The organism is Kitasatospora sp. NPDC087861 (assembly GCF_044742585.1).
Taxonomy (GTDB): domain Bacteria; phylum Actinomycetota; class Actinomycetes; order Streptomycetales; family Streptomycetaceae; genus Kitasatospora.
In genome coordinates, this window is the sequence record NZ_JBIUUS010000007.1 from 191725 (window position 1) to 205532 (window position 13808).

Genomic DNA, 13808 nt, shown 5'->3' on the forward strand with positions numbered 1-13808 from the left:
ATGACCGACACCGCAGCAGACCCGGCCGTCGAGGCCACGCCCGGGCAGGCCGGGGGGTTCGGCACCGCGCTGAACACCGCCTACAGCGAGGCCCTCGCCGGGGTGTACGACGAGGTCTACCCCAGCACCCCCGACCTGGACGACATCGGGACCTTCCTGCTCACCCTCGCCCGCCCGGGCGCCAGCGTCCTCGAACTCGGCGTCGGCACGGGCCGGGTGGCGCTGCGCCTGGCCGACCAGGGTTTCGACGTGCACGGCGTCGAGACCTCCCCGGCGATGCTCGCCCGGCTGGCCGAGAAGGACCCGGAGGGCAGGGTCACCCCGTACCTCGGCGACCTCGTCGGCCTCGATCTCGGCCGCACCTTCGACGTCGTGCTCGCGCCGTTCAACGTGCTGTGCTGCGCCACCGCCGTCGACGAGCAGATCGCCCTGATGCACGCGCTGGCCCGGCACACCGCCCCGGGCGGCCACGTCGTGACCGAGACCTTCGACCCGAGCGACCACCACGTGCAGAGGGGCAACGCCGTCACCACCCACCCGGTCGGCGAGCGGAGTGCGATGATCGAGTCGATCTCCGTGCTGCCCGCCTCGCAGAACATGCTGGTGCAGAACACCCTCTTCCTCGATGGCGCGGCGCCCAACTGCGCTACCACCGTGCTGCGTTACCTCTGGCCCTCCGAGCTGGACCTGCTGGGCGGCATCGCCCGATTGGAGCTGACTGCCCGTCATTCCGGTTGGCGGGAGCAGCCGTTCGACGGTGGCGACGGCCGGAAGATGTGCGTGTCGGTCTTCCGGCCGCTGACATGAGCCCCCTGCTTCACCGCCCCCTGCTGAACCGGGAGCAACTGGACAACGGGCTGCGGGTGTCGGTCGAGCCGAGGCCCGGGCACGGGCGCGGGCTCGTCGCGGTGGCCCTGACGGTGGCCGCGGGCAGCGACGAGGACCCGGCCGGGCGGCACGGGACGGCGCACCTGGTCGAGCACCTGATGTTCCCCCGGGGCGGGGGAGCGGACGGTGGCGACGGGCACGCCGCCCGGGTCGCGGGTGCGGGCGGCGTCTGCAACGCGGAGACCCACCGCGACCGCACCGTGTTCCACACCGTGGCGCCGGCCGGGATGCTGGACGATCTGCTGGGCTGGGAGGCCCGTCGGCTAGAGGAGTTCGCGCCCGAGGAGGCGGTGCTGCGCACCGAGACCGAGGTCATCGCCGAGGAGATCCGGGGCGGCGCGGCGTCCGGGCGGCTCTGGCAGACCGTCCTCGGCGCGCTGCGGCCCGGCAGTCGGGACAGCTACGGCACGGCGGGAGAGCTGGCCGAGACCACCCCCGCGGAGGTGGAGGCGTTCGTGCGGCGGCACTACCGGCCCGGCGCGATGGCGCTGTCGGTGGTCGGGGAGGTGGAGCCGCAGCGGGCGCTGGAGCGGATCCGGGAGGCCTTCGGCGGCCTCCCGCCGGGCCCGAGCGCCACGATGGACGGGGGCCCGCCAGCCCGGGCGCCGGAGACCGTCACCGCTGCGCTGCCCTGGGCCGCCGAGGCCGTCACCGCTGCGCTGCCCTGGGCCGCCGACGCCGTCGCCGTGGGGCACCTGCTGCCCGCCCCCGCCCGGGACCTGCCGGGCCACCTCGCCCAGGTGGTGCTCGCCGAACTGGTCGGCCGTGGCCGCCTGCCCGCCCTCGTCCGCCGCGATCCCCGGCTCACCACCGCCCGGGTCACCTGCGGCCTGTACGGGCAGTGGCTCGGCGCGAACGCCCCCGAACCGGTGCTCGCCGTCCTCGGCCGCGCCCCCGGCGTCCGCGCCGAGGAGGCCGCCGAGGCCTGGACGGACGTGCTGCGCGACCTCGCCCGCCGCCCGCCCGAGGCGGCCGAACTGCGCCGCGCCGTCAACGCGTTGCTGCTCGCCTGGCACCGGGGCGAGGACTCGCTGACCGCCCGTGCCGTCACCCACGGGCACCACGACCTGTTCCTGCCCGGCAGCGGCGGACCGGCCGCGCTCCCCGACGCGCTCCGGCGGACCACCCCGGACGGCGTCGCCGCAGCCGCCCGGGCGCTGCTCGCCGGGCCCCGTTCCCTGACCGTCCTGGACGGATGAGAGACCATGACCCCGCACCGCGCACCCGCTCACACGCCCGCTCACACGCCCGCCTGCGCAGCTGCCACGGGCCGCGCCTGCCTGGACACCGTTCTGCCCAGCGGGCTCCGCCTGGTGGCGCTGCACACCCCGGACGCGCCCCTAGCCGAACTGCGCCTGGTGATCCCCTTCGCCCGGACCGAGCCCGCGCTCGCCTCCTCCCAGCGGGCGCTCGCGGCCTGCCTGGGCACCGGCGCGCGCACCGCCGCCGGACGGATCCTCACCCGGCAGGACATCGCCGACCGCGCTGCCGACCTGGGTGCCGAGCTGAGCACCGTGGTGACGGCCGAGTCCCTGGTCGTCGGCATGGGCGTGCTCGCCGCCGGGCTGCCCGGGGCCCTCGACCTGCTCGCCGACCTGCTGCTGCGGCCGCATCACACCGACCGCGAGATCGCCCTCGCCCACGCCCGGCACCCCGGCGCGGGCGCCCGGCCGGCGGGCCGGGCCCGGCTGCGCGCCACCCTGCTCGCCCGCGCCTTCGGCGACCATCCGCTGCTAGGCCCTGGCCTCGCGACGGCGCCCGCCGGGCCGGTGCCGCAGGTCGCCGAGCTGCACGCCCTGCACCGGCGGGCGGTGGTGCCCGCCGGGTCGGTGCTGCTGGTCACCGGCGAGGTCGACCCGGCGGCGGTCGTCGCCCGGGCCGAGGAAGCCCTCGGGGCGTGGCGCGGCGGGCCGTCCGGCCTGTTCCTGCCGCCCTTCGCCCGCGACACGCCCGCCCCGGGCCGTACGGCCCTCGCCGCCGCTTCGGGAGACGGGCCCGCACAGGCCTCGTTGCTCACCGCCGGACCGGCCGAACGCGGCCACGCCCCGCTCCACCTCGCGCAGTTGGTGCTGGGCGGGCACGCGTCGAGCCGGCTCGCCGAGCGGCTGCGCGACCGGCACGGGCTGGCGTACGCCGTCTCCGCCACCCTCCGCGAGAACCGGGCTGGCTGCTGGCTGGAGACTGAGGCCGCCGGGGCCCCCGGCATGGCCTCCCTCCTCGCCGAGGAGACCGTTGGCTGCCTGCGCGAACTCGCGGAGCACGGCCCCACCGCCGCCGAGACCGAACGGGCCCGCCGCTACGCCCTCGGCTTCACCCGGTTCGCCCTCGCCACCCGCGCCGAAGAGGCCACCGCCCTGTCCGGCTTCCTCGCCGCCGGGCTGCCCCTGGACTGGCTCGACCGTTACCGTGACGTTCTGGAGTCGGTGACGCATCGTCAAGTCATCGACGCAGCTTCGACGTTCCTGGATCCGGACCGGATGGCGGTCGCCACCCTCGAACCCGGCGCACCCGCCCATCACGACGAGACGGAGCCCGCAGCATGACCCCCGATCCGGCCGCCCCCGCCGTCCTCTACCCCCTCCAGCCGGACCACCCCGAGCTGGTCGCCCCGTTCGCCGCCGCCGCACAGCGCAGCGGCGCCCGCCGGCTCTGGCTCTGCCAGTCCTTCCGCGCCGAACCGCACCAGACCCTCGCCTACCTCGCCGGCCGGGGCCACGCCGTCCCGGTCGGCACCGCCGTCACCCTGCTGCCGCTGCGCCACCCGTACGAGGCCGCCGTGCAGGCCCGTTCCCTCGCGCTGCTCACCGACGCACCCGTCGTCGCCGGATTCGGCATCGGCAGCCCCGGCTTCGTCGCCGGGCTCACCGGGCAGCCGTACGCCAGCCCGCGCCGCGCCGTCCGCGACTACCTCGCCTCCGTCCGCACCCTCCTCGACGGCGGGACCGTCGCCCAGGACGGCCCGTACCACCGGCTGAACGGCTCCCTCGCCCAACTGCCGTACGCCCGGGTGGAGGTGGGTGCGGGTGTGCTCCGCCCCGGCATGGCCCGGACGGCCGGTGAGGTCGCCGACGTGGCGATCACCTGGATGACCCCGCCCGGCTACCTCGCCGACACCCTCGCTCCCGCCCTGGCAGAAGGAGCGCGGGAACGCCCGGCCCCGCCGCGCATCGCCACCGCCGTGCACGTGATCCCCACCGCGCCGGGCCGCGACCCCCGCGCGCTCGCCCTCGCGGCCACCCGCGAGCACCTGGCCGCCCCGCACTACGCCGACATGTTGCGCCGGGCCGGCGTCCCCGTGGACCCGCACGACCCGGAGGCGACCGCGCGCGCCCTGCTCGACTCGGGGGTCGTCCTGACCGGGACCCCGGAGGAGATCGCCGAGGGGCTGGGGGAGTACCGCCGTGCCGGGGTGGACGAAGTGGTGCTCAACCCGGCCGCCGTCCTGCTCACCGAGGGCGTTCACGCCGCCGCCGAGGAGATCGAGCGGATCATCGCCGCCTGCCGCGCCGCCCGCCCGCAGCAAGCTGCCGACCGGGGACAGCATGCTGCCCCCGTATCGGCGCCCGTCGCGTCCGCCCGGCTGCTTGGCTGAGAGCGAGCGCAGGATGCGACGCGCGCACCGTACTTGAACCACTCTCAGGGAGAGGCCACTTGACCGGCAACGACCACGCCGTCGCCTTCGCGGGCGTCAGCAAGCACTTCGGCGCCCACCAGGCGCTGGAGGACGTCAGCTTCACCCTCCGCCCCGGCCGGGTCACCGGCCTGCTCGGCCCCAACGGCGCGGGCAAGAGCACCCTGCTGCGCATCCTGCTCGGCCTCGCCCGGCCCGACCGGGGCACCGTCCGGGTGCTCGGCGCCGCCCCCGGCGCCCTGCCCGACGCCGCACACCGGATCGGCGTCGCCATGGACGCGGTCGGCTTCGCGCCGCGCCCGACGGTCCGCCGGCACCTGGAGGTCGCCGCCCGGGCGCTCGCCCTGCCCGCGGACCGCGTGGACCGGGCCCTGGAGCAGGTGGGCCTGGCCGGGCGGTCCGCCCGCACCCGCTACAAGTCCTGCTCCACCGGTATGCGCCAGCGCCTCGCGCTCGCCACCGCCCTGCTGCCCGATCCCGAACTCGTCATCCTGGACGAGCCGTTGAACGGCCTCGACCCCGAGGGCATCCGCTGGACGCGCCACCTCGTGGAGCACCTGGCCGCCGAGGGCCGCACCGTCCTGATCGCCAGCCACCTGCTCGCCGAGGTCCAGCAGAGCGTGGACGACGTCGTCGTGCTGCGCCGCTCCGTCCTCTTCCACGGCCCGCTCGCCGACCTCGTCCGGCAGGGCGGCGGCAGTCTCGAGGCCGCCTACTTCCAGCTGATCGACACCTGCGCGACCTCGGTCGGCAGCCCTTGGACGGAGGCGTCCCGTGCGTGACCAGTTCTCGGCCGAACTCCTCAAGGCCCGCTCCGGCGGGGCGCTGCCCGCCCTGCTGCTGACCGCGCTGCTGCTCGCCGCTCTGGGTCAACTCGGCGCCGTCTACGGGGAGTCGGGACTCGCCGACCCGGGCGTGGCGGCCGCGACGAGCCACCGCGTGCTGATCATGGCCGGTTCCTGCGCGCTGTTCGCCTCGCTCTTCGGCGCGCTGGTCGTCACCGGCGAGTTCCGCTCCGGGGCGATCGGCCGCACCGTCCTGCACGCGCCCGGGCGTTCCGTCGTGGTCGCCGCGAAACTCGGCGCGGCCACCGTCGCCGGTCTGCTGTTCGGGCTGCTCGCGGTGGCCGAGGCCGCGACGGTCGGTGCTCTCGCGCTCGCGGCCCGGGGCAGCGACCTGGCGCTCGACGCCCGCAGCTGGGGGATCGCGGGTGCCGCCGTGGCGGTCTGCGGCCTCGGCGGCCTCTGGGGCGCCGCGATCGGATGGGTGGTGCGCCACCAACTGGCCGCCGTTGTCGGCCTGTTGGTCTGGGGGACGGTCGGCCAGCTCCTGGTGCTCGGACAGCTCCCCGGGTTCGGCCGCTTCCTTCCCGAAGGGGCGCAGTACGCCCTGCTCGGGGATCGGCTGACCTTCCCGGAGGCGCTGTCCGTGCCGCTGGGCGGGCTGCTCCTCGCGCTCTGGTGCGTGCTGGTCGCGCTGGCCGGACGGACGCTGTTCCTGCGTCAGGACGTCTAGGGTCTGTTGCGAAAGCGCTGGTCAAAGCCACTCGTTGATGGCTGCGACCAGCACTGTCGCCTCGTAGCGCACAGCCAACTTGTCGTACCTCGTGGCTACTGCGCGGTGTCGTTTCAGCCGGTTGATGCCGCACTCCACCGCGTGGCGTTCCTTGTAGTCCTCCTTGTCGAAGGCCGGCGGCCGGCCGCCTCGCGAGCCGAGCTTCTTGCGGTTGCGGACCTGGTCGGCCTTCTCCGGGATGGTGCATCCAATCCTGCGTCTGCGCAGGTAGGAGCGGTTCGCGCCAGAGCCGTAGGCTTTGTCGGCGCGAACCTTGGCCGGTTTGGTTCGTGGCCGTCCCGGACCGGTGCGGGGGACGCGGATGCGTTCGAGGACCGGCTGGAACTGCGGGCTGTAGTGCGGATCCTGAGCTCGCGGTCGGCGTCCATCAGGCTGCCGTCCGGTGCGTCGTAGTAGGTGTCGCGGTAGACCTCGGCGCGGCCGGCGCCGTACTGCTCCTCCAACTGCGTGAGGACATGTTCGGGGTCGCGTACGACTGCCTTGAGCTCCGCCTCGATCGCCATGCCGGTTCCTCCTTCAGACCACGCGTTGAGCGCCATCCGGCAACACCTCGAACTGCCGCTGCCAGCCCCGGTAGAGCGGGCCCGACGGGGTGGGCAGCACCTTGTCTGCCACGGGGTGGGCGACATCAAGCTCACGGCCACATCCCCGAGCACCCGGCACTGTCACCGACCAGCTCACCGCCGCCCACGCAAAACGCTCGGCCGGGAAGCCCCAGCCGAGCGTCTGGCCGACCTCCTCGCAACCGGACAACCGACCACGTGTTGCGTCACTCCCTGGAAGCAGCCCCGGGCGGAGGCCTTCGCTTCCGGCTTCGGTTCAGACTTCGCCGAACTCGCCACTTCGGACAGCGGCAACGAACGACTCCCAGCCCTCGGCCGAGAAGACCAGAGCCGGGCCCTGGGGGTCTTTGGAGTCACGGATGGGCATCAGGCCCGGAAAGTCGGAGGCCACCTCAACACACTGTCCACCGTTGCCGCTGTAACTGCTCTTACTCCAGGAAGCACCCGCCAGGTCAACGTTCTCGCTCATGCTGAAGAGTCCCTTCGCGCCTTGCTGATCATTGTGAGCGATGCCGCCTGCGACAGCGCTTCCACCTGGAGCAAATCGTATTCCCTTGCCCAGGCGGACACGGTTGCCCGGTCGTTCTCCAGGTATCCACGCTGATGCGTCTCGGTGTACCCGAGTGAGGTACCGTCGCCGAGATCGAGAAGCGACATGGACCGCATGAACGGGCGAAGCGCTCCCAGGCCAAAGGGGGCAACTTGGACCACGTAGTTGGGCCGTTGGGCCAACTTCTCCACATGCGCTAACTGTTGGGACATGACAGTCCCGCCACCGCCAACCCGCATCAAACACGCCCTCACCCACTGCCGCACCCAAGCCACCCACACCACCCACACCTGAAAACCCGTTCCGCGCACAGGAAATCGACCCCGTCGACTTCCTGCGCAACGCGGTCGGCCGAGCCAGATCAACCGGGCGCTACTCGCCAGGCCTGCGAGTAGCACCCGGGAGCGGTCGGGCCCAAGGGACGCCAGCCGTCCACGACATCGATCGGCGCCCCGTCCACTTCCACGCACCTCGGCGCCACACGCCACGGACCGAGAGGATGAGATGACCACGCGGCCCCGCCGCCCCCCTGGTCCCGGGGTCGCCGGGTGGCGAGGGCTTCCCCGCACTCGACGGCCTCACACAGGACGGCCGCGAAGTCCTGGGGCAACATGACGGCGGCCAGGGCGTGTTTGGGAACTCGTTGACCTGTCTGGTTGGCCGTCGGGCGCCTGCCGGTGAGACGCGCCCCCGGGAGACGTACCTCACCACGCGGTGACACCCGCCCGTCACGCCCCCTGGAAGGTCAGGGCCAGCACCTCCGTCAGACGCCGCTTCAGCGCCTCCGCGTGCGGCGGGCGCCCGGGGGCGGGGGCGCCGTCGATCCGGACCCCGGTGTCGGCGAGGAGGTACAGCATCCGCAGCGTGCGCATGGCGTTGGAGGTGTGCGCGGCCACGGTGGGGGCGCCGCGCCGGCCGGCGGCGAAGTCTGTCTCGATCGCGTCCAGCCAGCCGACGGCCTCGGCCTCGGACAGTTCCGGCCGGGTGAGCGTGCGGGCGACGCCCTGGGCGAGCCGGTCGTCCTCCTGTTGGGCGAAGAGCCCGTCGGTCGGAACCACGAGCCGCTCCGCCGCCAGCGCGAGCATCTCCTTCGGGTCGACCTCCGGATGGAGCCCGAAGGCGCCCAGCAGGTCAGCGCCGTGCGCGACGGCGTGGAGCCAGCCGAGCTTGGGGTCGTACCCGCGCAGGTCCGCCTCGGCCGGGAACCAGCGTCGGAAGGCGGCGAGCCATGCTGGGTCGAAGTCGCCGCGACCGACGATCATGCCGAGCACGAGCGGGGCGAAGGTGCGCGCCTGGATCTCGGGGTCGTCGAACCGGTCGGCCATCACGGTACCCAGCTGGGCGCGCAGCGGCTTGTCGATGACGTCCCGCTGGATCCACGTCCGCAGCACCACGTAGGGAGCGCCGTCGCGGATATCCGGGTCGGGGTGGCGGAGGGCCTCGGCCAGTTCGGTGGCGAGGGCCGGCAGTTCGGCCGCCGCCGGGGCGGGGCAGTCGTTCTCGTAGAGGTACAGCCAGCGGGCCGCGTCGATCGGCGGCCTGTCGTCGGTCTTGATCACTGCCTCACCTTCGGGGAGGGTCCCCGGCAAGGCAACCGATTATCGGACGGATGCGGGGCGAGCAGGCGGCCCGGGCCCCATGGGGGCCGCCTGTCAGTACGCCTCACCACGCGCGCCCCATGGCCACGCATGGAACCACGTTGACCGCATCTGACCGTCGGCTGCGGGAGTTCGCGCCCCGCACACCGTGACGGCCACCGAGGCGAACCAGACGTGGTCTTCCCGCGCCGCTTGCGGTTGGCGGCCTGGTCGGCAGGCTCCGGGATCGTGCAGCGGATTCCCCGCTTTCGCAGGTAGGCCCGGTTGGCGCGGGAGGAATAAGCCTTGTCGCCTCGCACTCGCAGTGGACGGACACGCGGTCGGCCGGGGCCATAGCCAGTCCCCCGGCTGCGCAGGACTGAGCAGCCGGGGGACTCGACTACGCGCGAAGGTGTTCCAGTGCCTTCTCCAGCGCGTCCTCGGCGGCAACCGCCACGTCCGGCTCTACGCCAACGCCCTCCCAGTTGGTGCCGGTGACCGGGTTGATCGAGCGGGCCGCCGGCACGGTCACCGTCACATGCGGCGCAACAGGAATACGGGCCGTCGGGTGGGCGCCACCGCGCGTCGTCTGCCCGATCAGCGTCGCACGCTTGAGCACCTTCAGGTTGTACGACAGCTCCTCCCCACCGGAGAACGTGAAGTCGCTGGTCAGCACCGCCACCGGCCGGTCCGAATAGCGCGGCGCGGCGAGGTGCCCGAGGGTCCAGTACTGGCGGGTGGAGTCGGTAGCCCGGTCGTAGATGTCGTTGAGGTGCACCTCGTCGTCAGCGAAGAAGTAGCTGCACCACAGCTGCACGCCCTCCGGTGAACCGCCGCTGCACTGCCGCAGGTCGATGACCAACGCCTCGGTGGAAGCGACCAGTTGCATCGCAGCGGCGATCGCGGGACCGCCCATCCCGGCCGGGGGAATCATGCGCAGATCGAGGTAGCCGATGTTGCCGTCGAGCTGCTCTGCCCGCCGGATGCCGTAGTTCTTCTCCCGGGCGTACCGCTCGAACCGGGCCCGGGCGACGTCCTCCGGCTCCTCGTCCATCGACTGCGGCTCCTCGCTCCACAGCAGCCGCAGGTGCTTGTCCGGACACACCCCCTGCAAGTCCTCCGTGACCCGATCGCACAGCCCCCGCTCGTCCAGGCCCGCATAAGCGCCTTCCGCCAGCCGGTTCCGGATCGCCGCTTCAATGGCCGCCGTCTTCTCGGGGAACACGTAACCAGCGGTGATCCGGGCGAGGGCGGTGTCGAGTATCGCTCCATGAGTGATCATTCGCGCGATCGTAGGTCAAGGCCGAACCGATGCCCAGCGGTTTCTCAGCACTGGGTGGCGCCGGGGTCGCGCAGTCCTACGCGGTCGTTCGCCCAGAACGCCTCGGAGCAGACGAACGTCCCGGTCATCCACGGCTCGTACGACGACAGCTTCGCCACCTGGCGCACGGTCGCTCCTTCCCTTGGCGCGCTGCCGTTGGGTCCCGTGCGGTGCGTGGCGTCAGTCGAGGTTGAGGCGTTTGTTGAGGGCCTCGCCCGAAGGCAGGGTGTCGATGAATCCGTGGAGGAACTCGAGGACGGCGTCAGTGTCCAGGCCGGCGGAGGCGGCGTCGATCGAGGCGTAGAGGTCCTCTTCGATCCTGGCGACCGCGGTGGCCAGGCGTTCGCCCTCGGGGGTGAGGCTGAGTTGGAGGTAACGGCGGTCTTCGGCGTCGGTGCGGCGCTCGACCAGCCCGGCCATGACGGCGCGTTCGACCAGCCGGCTGGGGCTGGTGCCGCTTTCGCACACCAGGAGCTGTCCGAGCCCGTTGAGGCTCAAGGTGCCGTGCTGCTGGAGCAGGCGCAGCACCTCGGCCTGCGACGGGGTGATGCCGTGGGGTTTGAGCGCCTGGATCAGCAGCCGGTTGCCTTCGCGCTGGGCTGCCAGGATCGCGAAGCGGAGGTGTTCGGCCTTACGCACCGGCGGCCTGCCGGGTGGTCGGCAGGACGGCGGTGAGGAAGTCCTTGACCGCGGTGGCGTAGGTCGCCGGGTGGGAGAAGCGGAACATGTGGCCGGTGCGCGGCAGCACCACCTCCCGGGCGTCGGGGATGCCCGCGAGCATGATCTTGGAGGCGTTCTCTCCGATCAGGACGTCGTGCGAGGGCGTCAGGATCAGGGTCGGGACCTGGACCTGGCCGAGCACCTCGACGTAGTCGGCGGTGAGGACGGCCTGCACGCGCGCGCCGAAGGAGGCGGCCGGGGTGTTGGCGAGGAACACTTCGCGGCTGCGCGCCTCGCTCCAGGGCACCTGCCCCTCGCCGTCGAACGGGGAGGCGAGGCGGTGGGCGTGAGCTCGCAGCGTCAACTGCCGGTAGAACAGGCCGCGGGCCTTGCCCATCACCTGCGCCAGCGCCTTCCACGGCTTCGAGTCGACCGGATTGGCCGCGAATCCGCCGGACACGACCAGGGCGCGCAGGCCCTGCGGGCGGCGGGTGGCCAGCGCGAGCGCGATGTTCGCACCGAACGAGTCGCCGACCAGCACGTAGTCGTCGAGGTCCGCGACCGCGTTCTCGACGAAGTCGGCGTAGCGCTCGATGTCGTTCACGCCCTCGGGCAGGCGCAGCGTGCGTCTGGGCAGCTCCCCGTAGGGGGCGAGTTGCTCGGCGCTCCACGGGGCGCCGGAGAAGCAGGGGATGAAGACGAGGGTCGGAACCTTCTCGATAGTGCTCATATCGGACACATTACACGACACATGTGTCGTGTAATGTGTTATCTGGGTCACACGGAGATCCGCCCCATGCGCTCGTCCACCTCTCGGCTCGGTGTCGCCGGTCGAAGGGGAGGTCTGGAGTCCCGGGCCAATGACGTGGAGTGGCCGGCAGCGGGTTCGCTGGCGGGACGACCCCCGCGTTCCCTGGCCTGGCCCCCGCGGTGCTGCGGGGGCCAGGCCAGGCCTTTCGGACTTTCCTAGGTGCGGCCGCCGGCGGTACGGGTGCGGCGGGAGAGGGAGTCCAGGACGACGGCGGCGAGCAGGACCGCGCCGGTGATCATGTACTGGATGGCCTGGGCGGCGTGGACCATGTCCAGGCCGGTGGTGATGGACTGGATGACCAGGATGCCCAGCAGGGCCGACCAGGTCTTGCCGCGGCCGCCGAAGAGGCTGGTACCGCCGATGACGGCGGCGGCGATGGCGTTCATCAGGACGTTGCCGCCGCCCAGTTGCTTGTCGGCGGAGCCCTGCTGGGAGGCGTAGAACAGCCCGCCCAGGCCGGCCAGGAACGCGGACAGCATGAAGACGGAGATCCGCACCCGGGCCACGTTGACGCCGGCACGCCGGGCCGCCTCCACGCCGCCGCCCACCGCGAAGATCTGCCGCCCGTAGGGGGTGCGGCGCAGGACGAAGTCGGTGAGGACGACCACGCCCACCAGCACGACCAGGGGCAGCGGCAGGCCGCGGTCCTGGTTGAGGGCGTAGGCGGTGGCGAGGGTGAGCACGGCCAGGGCGCCGGTGCGGATGACGGTGTCGGCGACGGGGCGGGCGGTGAGGCCGGCGGCGGTGCGGCGGCGGGCGGTGCGCAGGTGGGCGAGCAGGTAGAGGGCGGGGGCGAGGACCGCCAGGGCCCAGGCGTAGGCGATGTCGCCGTCGCCGAGGAAGGTGGTGTCGAGGGTGGCGATGAGGCCGCCGTGGCGGTTGTTGACGGTGCCGAGGTCGCCGAGGACGTACTCCTGCAGGCCGCTCCAGGTGAGCATGCCGGCGAGGGTGACGACGAAGGCGGGCACGCCGACGCGGGCGAAGAAGAGGCCGTGCAGCAGGCCCATGACGGTGGCGGCGGCCAGCGCGGCGAGGACCGCGATCCATTCGTTGACGCCCTGGCGCACGGCGAGGACGGCGGCGAGCGCGGCGCTGGCGCCGGCCACCGAGCCGAGGGAGAGGTCGATCTCGCCGAGGATGAGGACGAAGACGACGCCGACGGCGATGAGGCCGGGGCCGGCGATGAAGCGGGTGATGTTGGTGAGGTTGTCGGCCTGGAGGAAGTGGCCGGTGACGGACTGGAAGATGACGGCGATCAGGATGAGGCCGACGACGACGGGCAGGGAGCCGAGTTCGCCGGCGGCCAGGCGGCGGCGGGCGGCGTCCAGGTAGCCGGCGGGACCGGCGGCCCGGGTGTGCAGGCGGGGGTCGGCCCCGGGGGCCACCGGGTCGGCGCCGGGGGCCGCGGGGGTGTCGGCGGGGGTGCTGGGGGTGGTCATGCGGCGTCCTCCTCCTCGGCGTGACGGGCCTGGCGCCGGGCGTGGGCGTTGTCGGTGGCTCCGGTGATGGCGGAGACGATCTGCTCCTGGGTGGTACCGGCGACGGGGAAGACGCCGTTGTTGCGGCCCAGGCGCAGGACGGCGACGGTGTCGGCGACGGCGCGCACGTCGGCCATGTTGTGGCTGACGAGGATGACGCCCAGGCCCCGTTCGCGCAGGCGCTCGACGAGGTCGAGGACCTGGGCGGTCTGTTCGACGCCGAGGGCGGCGGTGGGCTCGTCCAGGATGACGAGGGCGGGTTCGCCGACCAGGGCGCGGGCGATGGCGACGACCTGGCGCTGGCCGCCGGAGAGCGCCGCGACGGGGGTGCGCACGTCGGGGATGCGGATGGCGAGGGTGTCCAGGAGTTCGCGGGCGCGCTGCTCCATGGCGACCTCGTCCAGCAGCCCGCGGCGGCGTTTCTCGCGGCCGAGGAAGAGGTTGGCGATGACGTCGAGGTTGTCGCACAGGGCGAGGTCCTGGTAGACGGTGGCGATGCCGAGGGTTTGGGCGTCCTGCGGGCGGGTCAGGCGCACGGGCCGGCCGTGCCAGGTGATGGTGCCCTCGTCGACGGGGTGGACGCCGGCGATGGTCTTGACGAGGGTGGACTTGCCGGCGCCGTTGTCGCCGACGAGGGCGAGGACTTCGCCGGGGTGGACGTCGAGGTCGACGTCGGTGAGGGCCTGGACGGCACCGAAGCGCTTGGAGACCGAGCGCAGCTGGAGGACGGGTGCGCCTGTCACGTGAACCTTCT

General features: G+C 73.0%; 16 protein-coding genes and 2 pseudogenes. 6 read left to right on the forward strand and 12 right to left on the reverse strand.

The features are described from left to right. From ACIOJE_RS13360 to ACIOJE_RS13385, 6 genes are read left to right on the forward strand one after another with little or no spacing between them, the layout of a single operon-like run. Window positions 1-807 (forward strand): class I SAM-dependent methyltransferase, encoded by an 807-nt coding sequence (locus ACIOJE_RS13360; RefSeq protein WP_400775860.1) that lies wholly within the window; start codon window positions 1-3, stop codon window positions 805-807. After that, complete coding sequence (locus ACIOJE_RS13365; RefSeq protein ID WP_400775863.1) at window positions 804-2087, forward strand: M16 family metallopeptidase; 1284 nt, start codon at window positions 804-806, stop codon at window positions 2085-2087. Before ACIOJE_RS13360 ends, ACIOJE_RS13365 begins: the two co-directional genes overlap by 4 nt. A gap of 6 nt (window positions 2088-2093) precedes the next feature. Continuing rightward, the gene (locus ACIOJE_RS13370) at window positions 2094-3431 is read left to right on the forward strand and encodes a M16 family metallopeptidase (RefSeq protein ID WP_400775866.1); all 1338 of its coding nucleotides are present in this window, start codon (window positions 2094-2096) and stop codon (window positions 3429-3431) included. Further along, a complete protein-coding gene (gene lxmJ, locus ACIOJE_RS13375) occupies window positions 3428-4480 on the forward strand; it encodes a F420-dependent peptide dehydroalanine reductase LxmJ (RefSeq protein ID WP_400775869.1) in 1053 nt (350 codons plus the stop codon). Before ACIOJE_RS13370 ends, lxmJ begins: the two co-directional genes overlap by 4 nt. 59 nt (window positions 4481-4539) lie before the next feature. After that, on the forward strand, window positions 4540-5301 hold the full coding sequence (locus tag ACIOJE_RS13380) for an ABC transporter ATP-binding protein (RefSeq protein WP_280677599.1): 762 nt from the start codon (window positions 4540-4542) through the stop codon (window positions 5299-5301). Next, window positions 5294-6034 carry an ABC transporter permease gene (locus ACIOJE_RS13385; protein ID WP_400775873.1) on the forward strand — a complete coding sequence of 247 codons (741 nt, stop codon included), beginning with the start codon at window positions 5294-5296 and terminating at the stop codon, window positions 6032-6034. Before ACIOJE_RS13380 ends, ACIOJE_RS13385 begins: the two co-directional genes overlap by 8 nt. Before the next feature lie 21 nt (window positions 6035-6055). On the opposite strand, the gene ACIOJE_RS13390 is transcribed toward ACIOJE_RS13385, so the two are convergent. The 12 genes and pseudogenes from ACIOJE_RS13390 to ACIOJE_RS13445 form a co-directional block, all read right to left on the reverse strand. Next, entirely contained in the window at window positions 6056-6397 is a 342-nt protein-coding gene (locus tag ACIOJE_RS13390; protein ID WP_400776037.1) for a transposase, read from the reverse strand. A gap of 89 nt (window positions 6398-6486) precedes the next feature. Further along, window positions 6487-6723 (reverse strand): annotated as a pseudogene (locus ACIOJE_RS13395) (hypothetical protein); the annotation flags it as partial. A 190-nt stretch (window positions 6724-6913) separates the two neighbouring features. Beyond that, on the reverse strand, window positions 6914-7126 hold the full coding sequence (locus ACIOJE_RS13400) for a DUF397 domain-containing protein (RefSeq protein ID WP_280677605.1): 213 nt from the start codon (window positions 7124-7126) through the stop codon (window positions 6914-6916). Beyond that, window positions 7123-7446, reverse strand: a complete 324-nt coding sequence (locus ACIOJE_RS13405) for a Scr1 family TA system antitoxin-like transcriptional regulator (protein WP_400776040.1) — start codon at window positions 7444-7446, stop codon at window positions 7123-7125. Before ACIOJE_RS13405 ends, ACIOJE_RS13400 begins: the two co-directional genes overlap by 4 nt. 489 nt (window positions 7447-7935) lie before the next feature. Then, window positions 7936-8766 (reverse strand): DUF2785 domain-containing protein, encoded by an 831-nt coding sequence (locus ACIOJE_RS13410; protein WP_400775876.1) that lies wholly within the window; start codon window positions 8764-8766, stop codon window positions 7936-7938. 221 nt (window positions 8767-8987) lie between these two features. Then, window positions 8988-9131 (reverse strand): annotated as a pseudogene (locus ACIOJE_RS13415) (IS5/IS1182 family transposase); the annotation flags it as partial. A gap of 53 nt (window positions 9132-9184) precedes the next feature. Next, on the reverse strand, window positions 9185-10009 hold the full coding sequence (locus ACIOJE_RS13420; RefSeq protein ID WP_400775879.1) for a S41 family peptidase: 825 nt from the start codon (window positions 10007-10009) through the stop codon (window positions 9185-9187). 101 nt (window positions 10010-10110) lie between these two features. Then, on the reverse strand, window positions 10111-10233 hold the full coding sequence (locus ACIOJE_RS13425) for a hypothetical protein (RefSeq protein ID WP_348534089.1): 123 nt from the start codon (window positions 10231-10233) through the stop codon (window positions 10111-10113). 52 nt (window positions 10234-10285) lie between these two features. Continuing rightward, window positions 10286-10744 (reverse strand): MarR family winged helix-turn-helix transcriptional regulator, encoded by a 459-nt coding sequence (locus tag ACIOJE_RS13430; protein WP_400775883.1) that lies wholly within the window; start codon window positions 10742-10744, stop codon window positions 10286-10288. Further along, window positions 10737-11495: an alpha/beta fold hydrolase gene (locus ACIOJE_RS13435; RefSeq protein ID WP_400775886.1), complete on the reverse strand. Its 759-nt coding sequence runs from the start codon at window positions 11493-11495 to the stop codon at window positions 10737-10739. The genes ACIOJE_RS13430 and ACIOJE_RS13435 overlap by 8 nt, the downstream gene beginning before the upstream one ends. 236 nt (window positions 11496-11731) lie before the next feature. Further along, on the reverse strand, window positions 11732-13015 hold the full coding sequence (locus ACIOJE_RS13440; protein WP_400775889.1) for a sugar ABC transporter permease: 1284 nt from the start codon (window positions 13013-13015) through the stop codon (window positions 11732-11734). Next, window positions 13012-13797 carry an ATP-binding cassette domain-containing protein gene (locus ACIOJE_RS13445; protein ID WP_400775892.1) on the reverse strand — a complete coding sequence of 262 codons (786 nt, stop codon included), beginning with the start codon at window positions 13795-13797 and terminating at the stop codon, window positions 13012-13014. The genes ACIOJE_RS13440 and ACIOJE_RS13445 overlap by 4 nt, the downstream gene beginning before the upstream one ends. Window positions 13798-13808 lie beyond the last annotated feature (11 nt).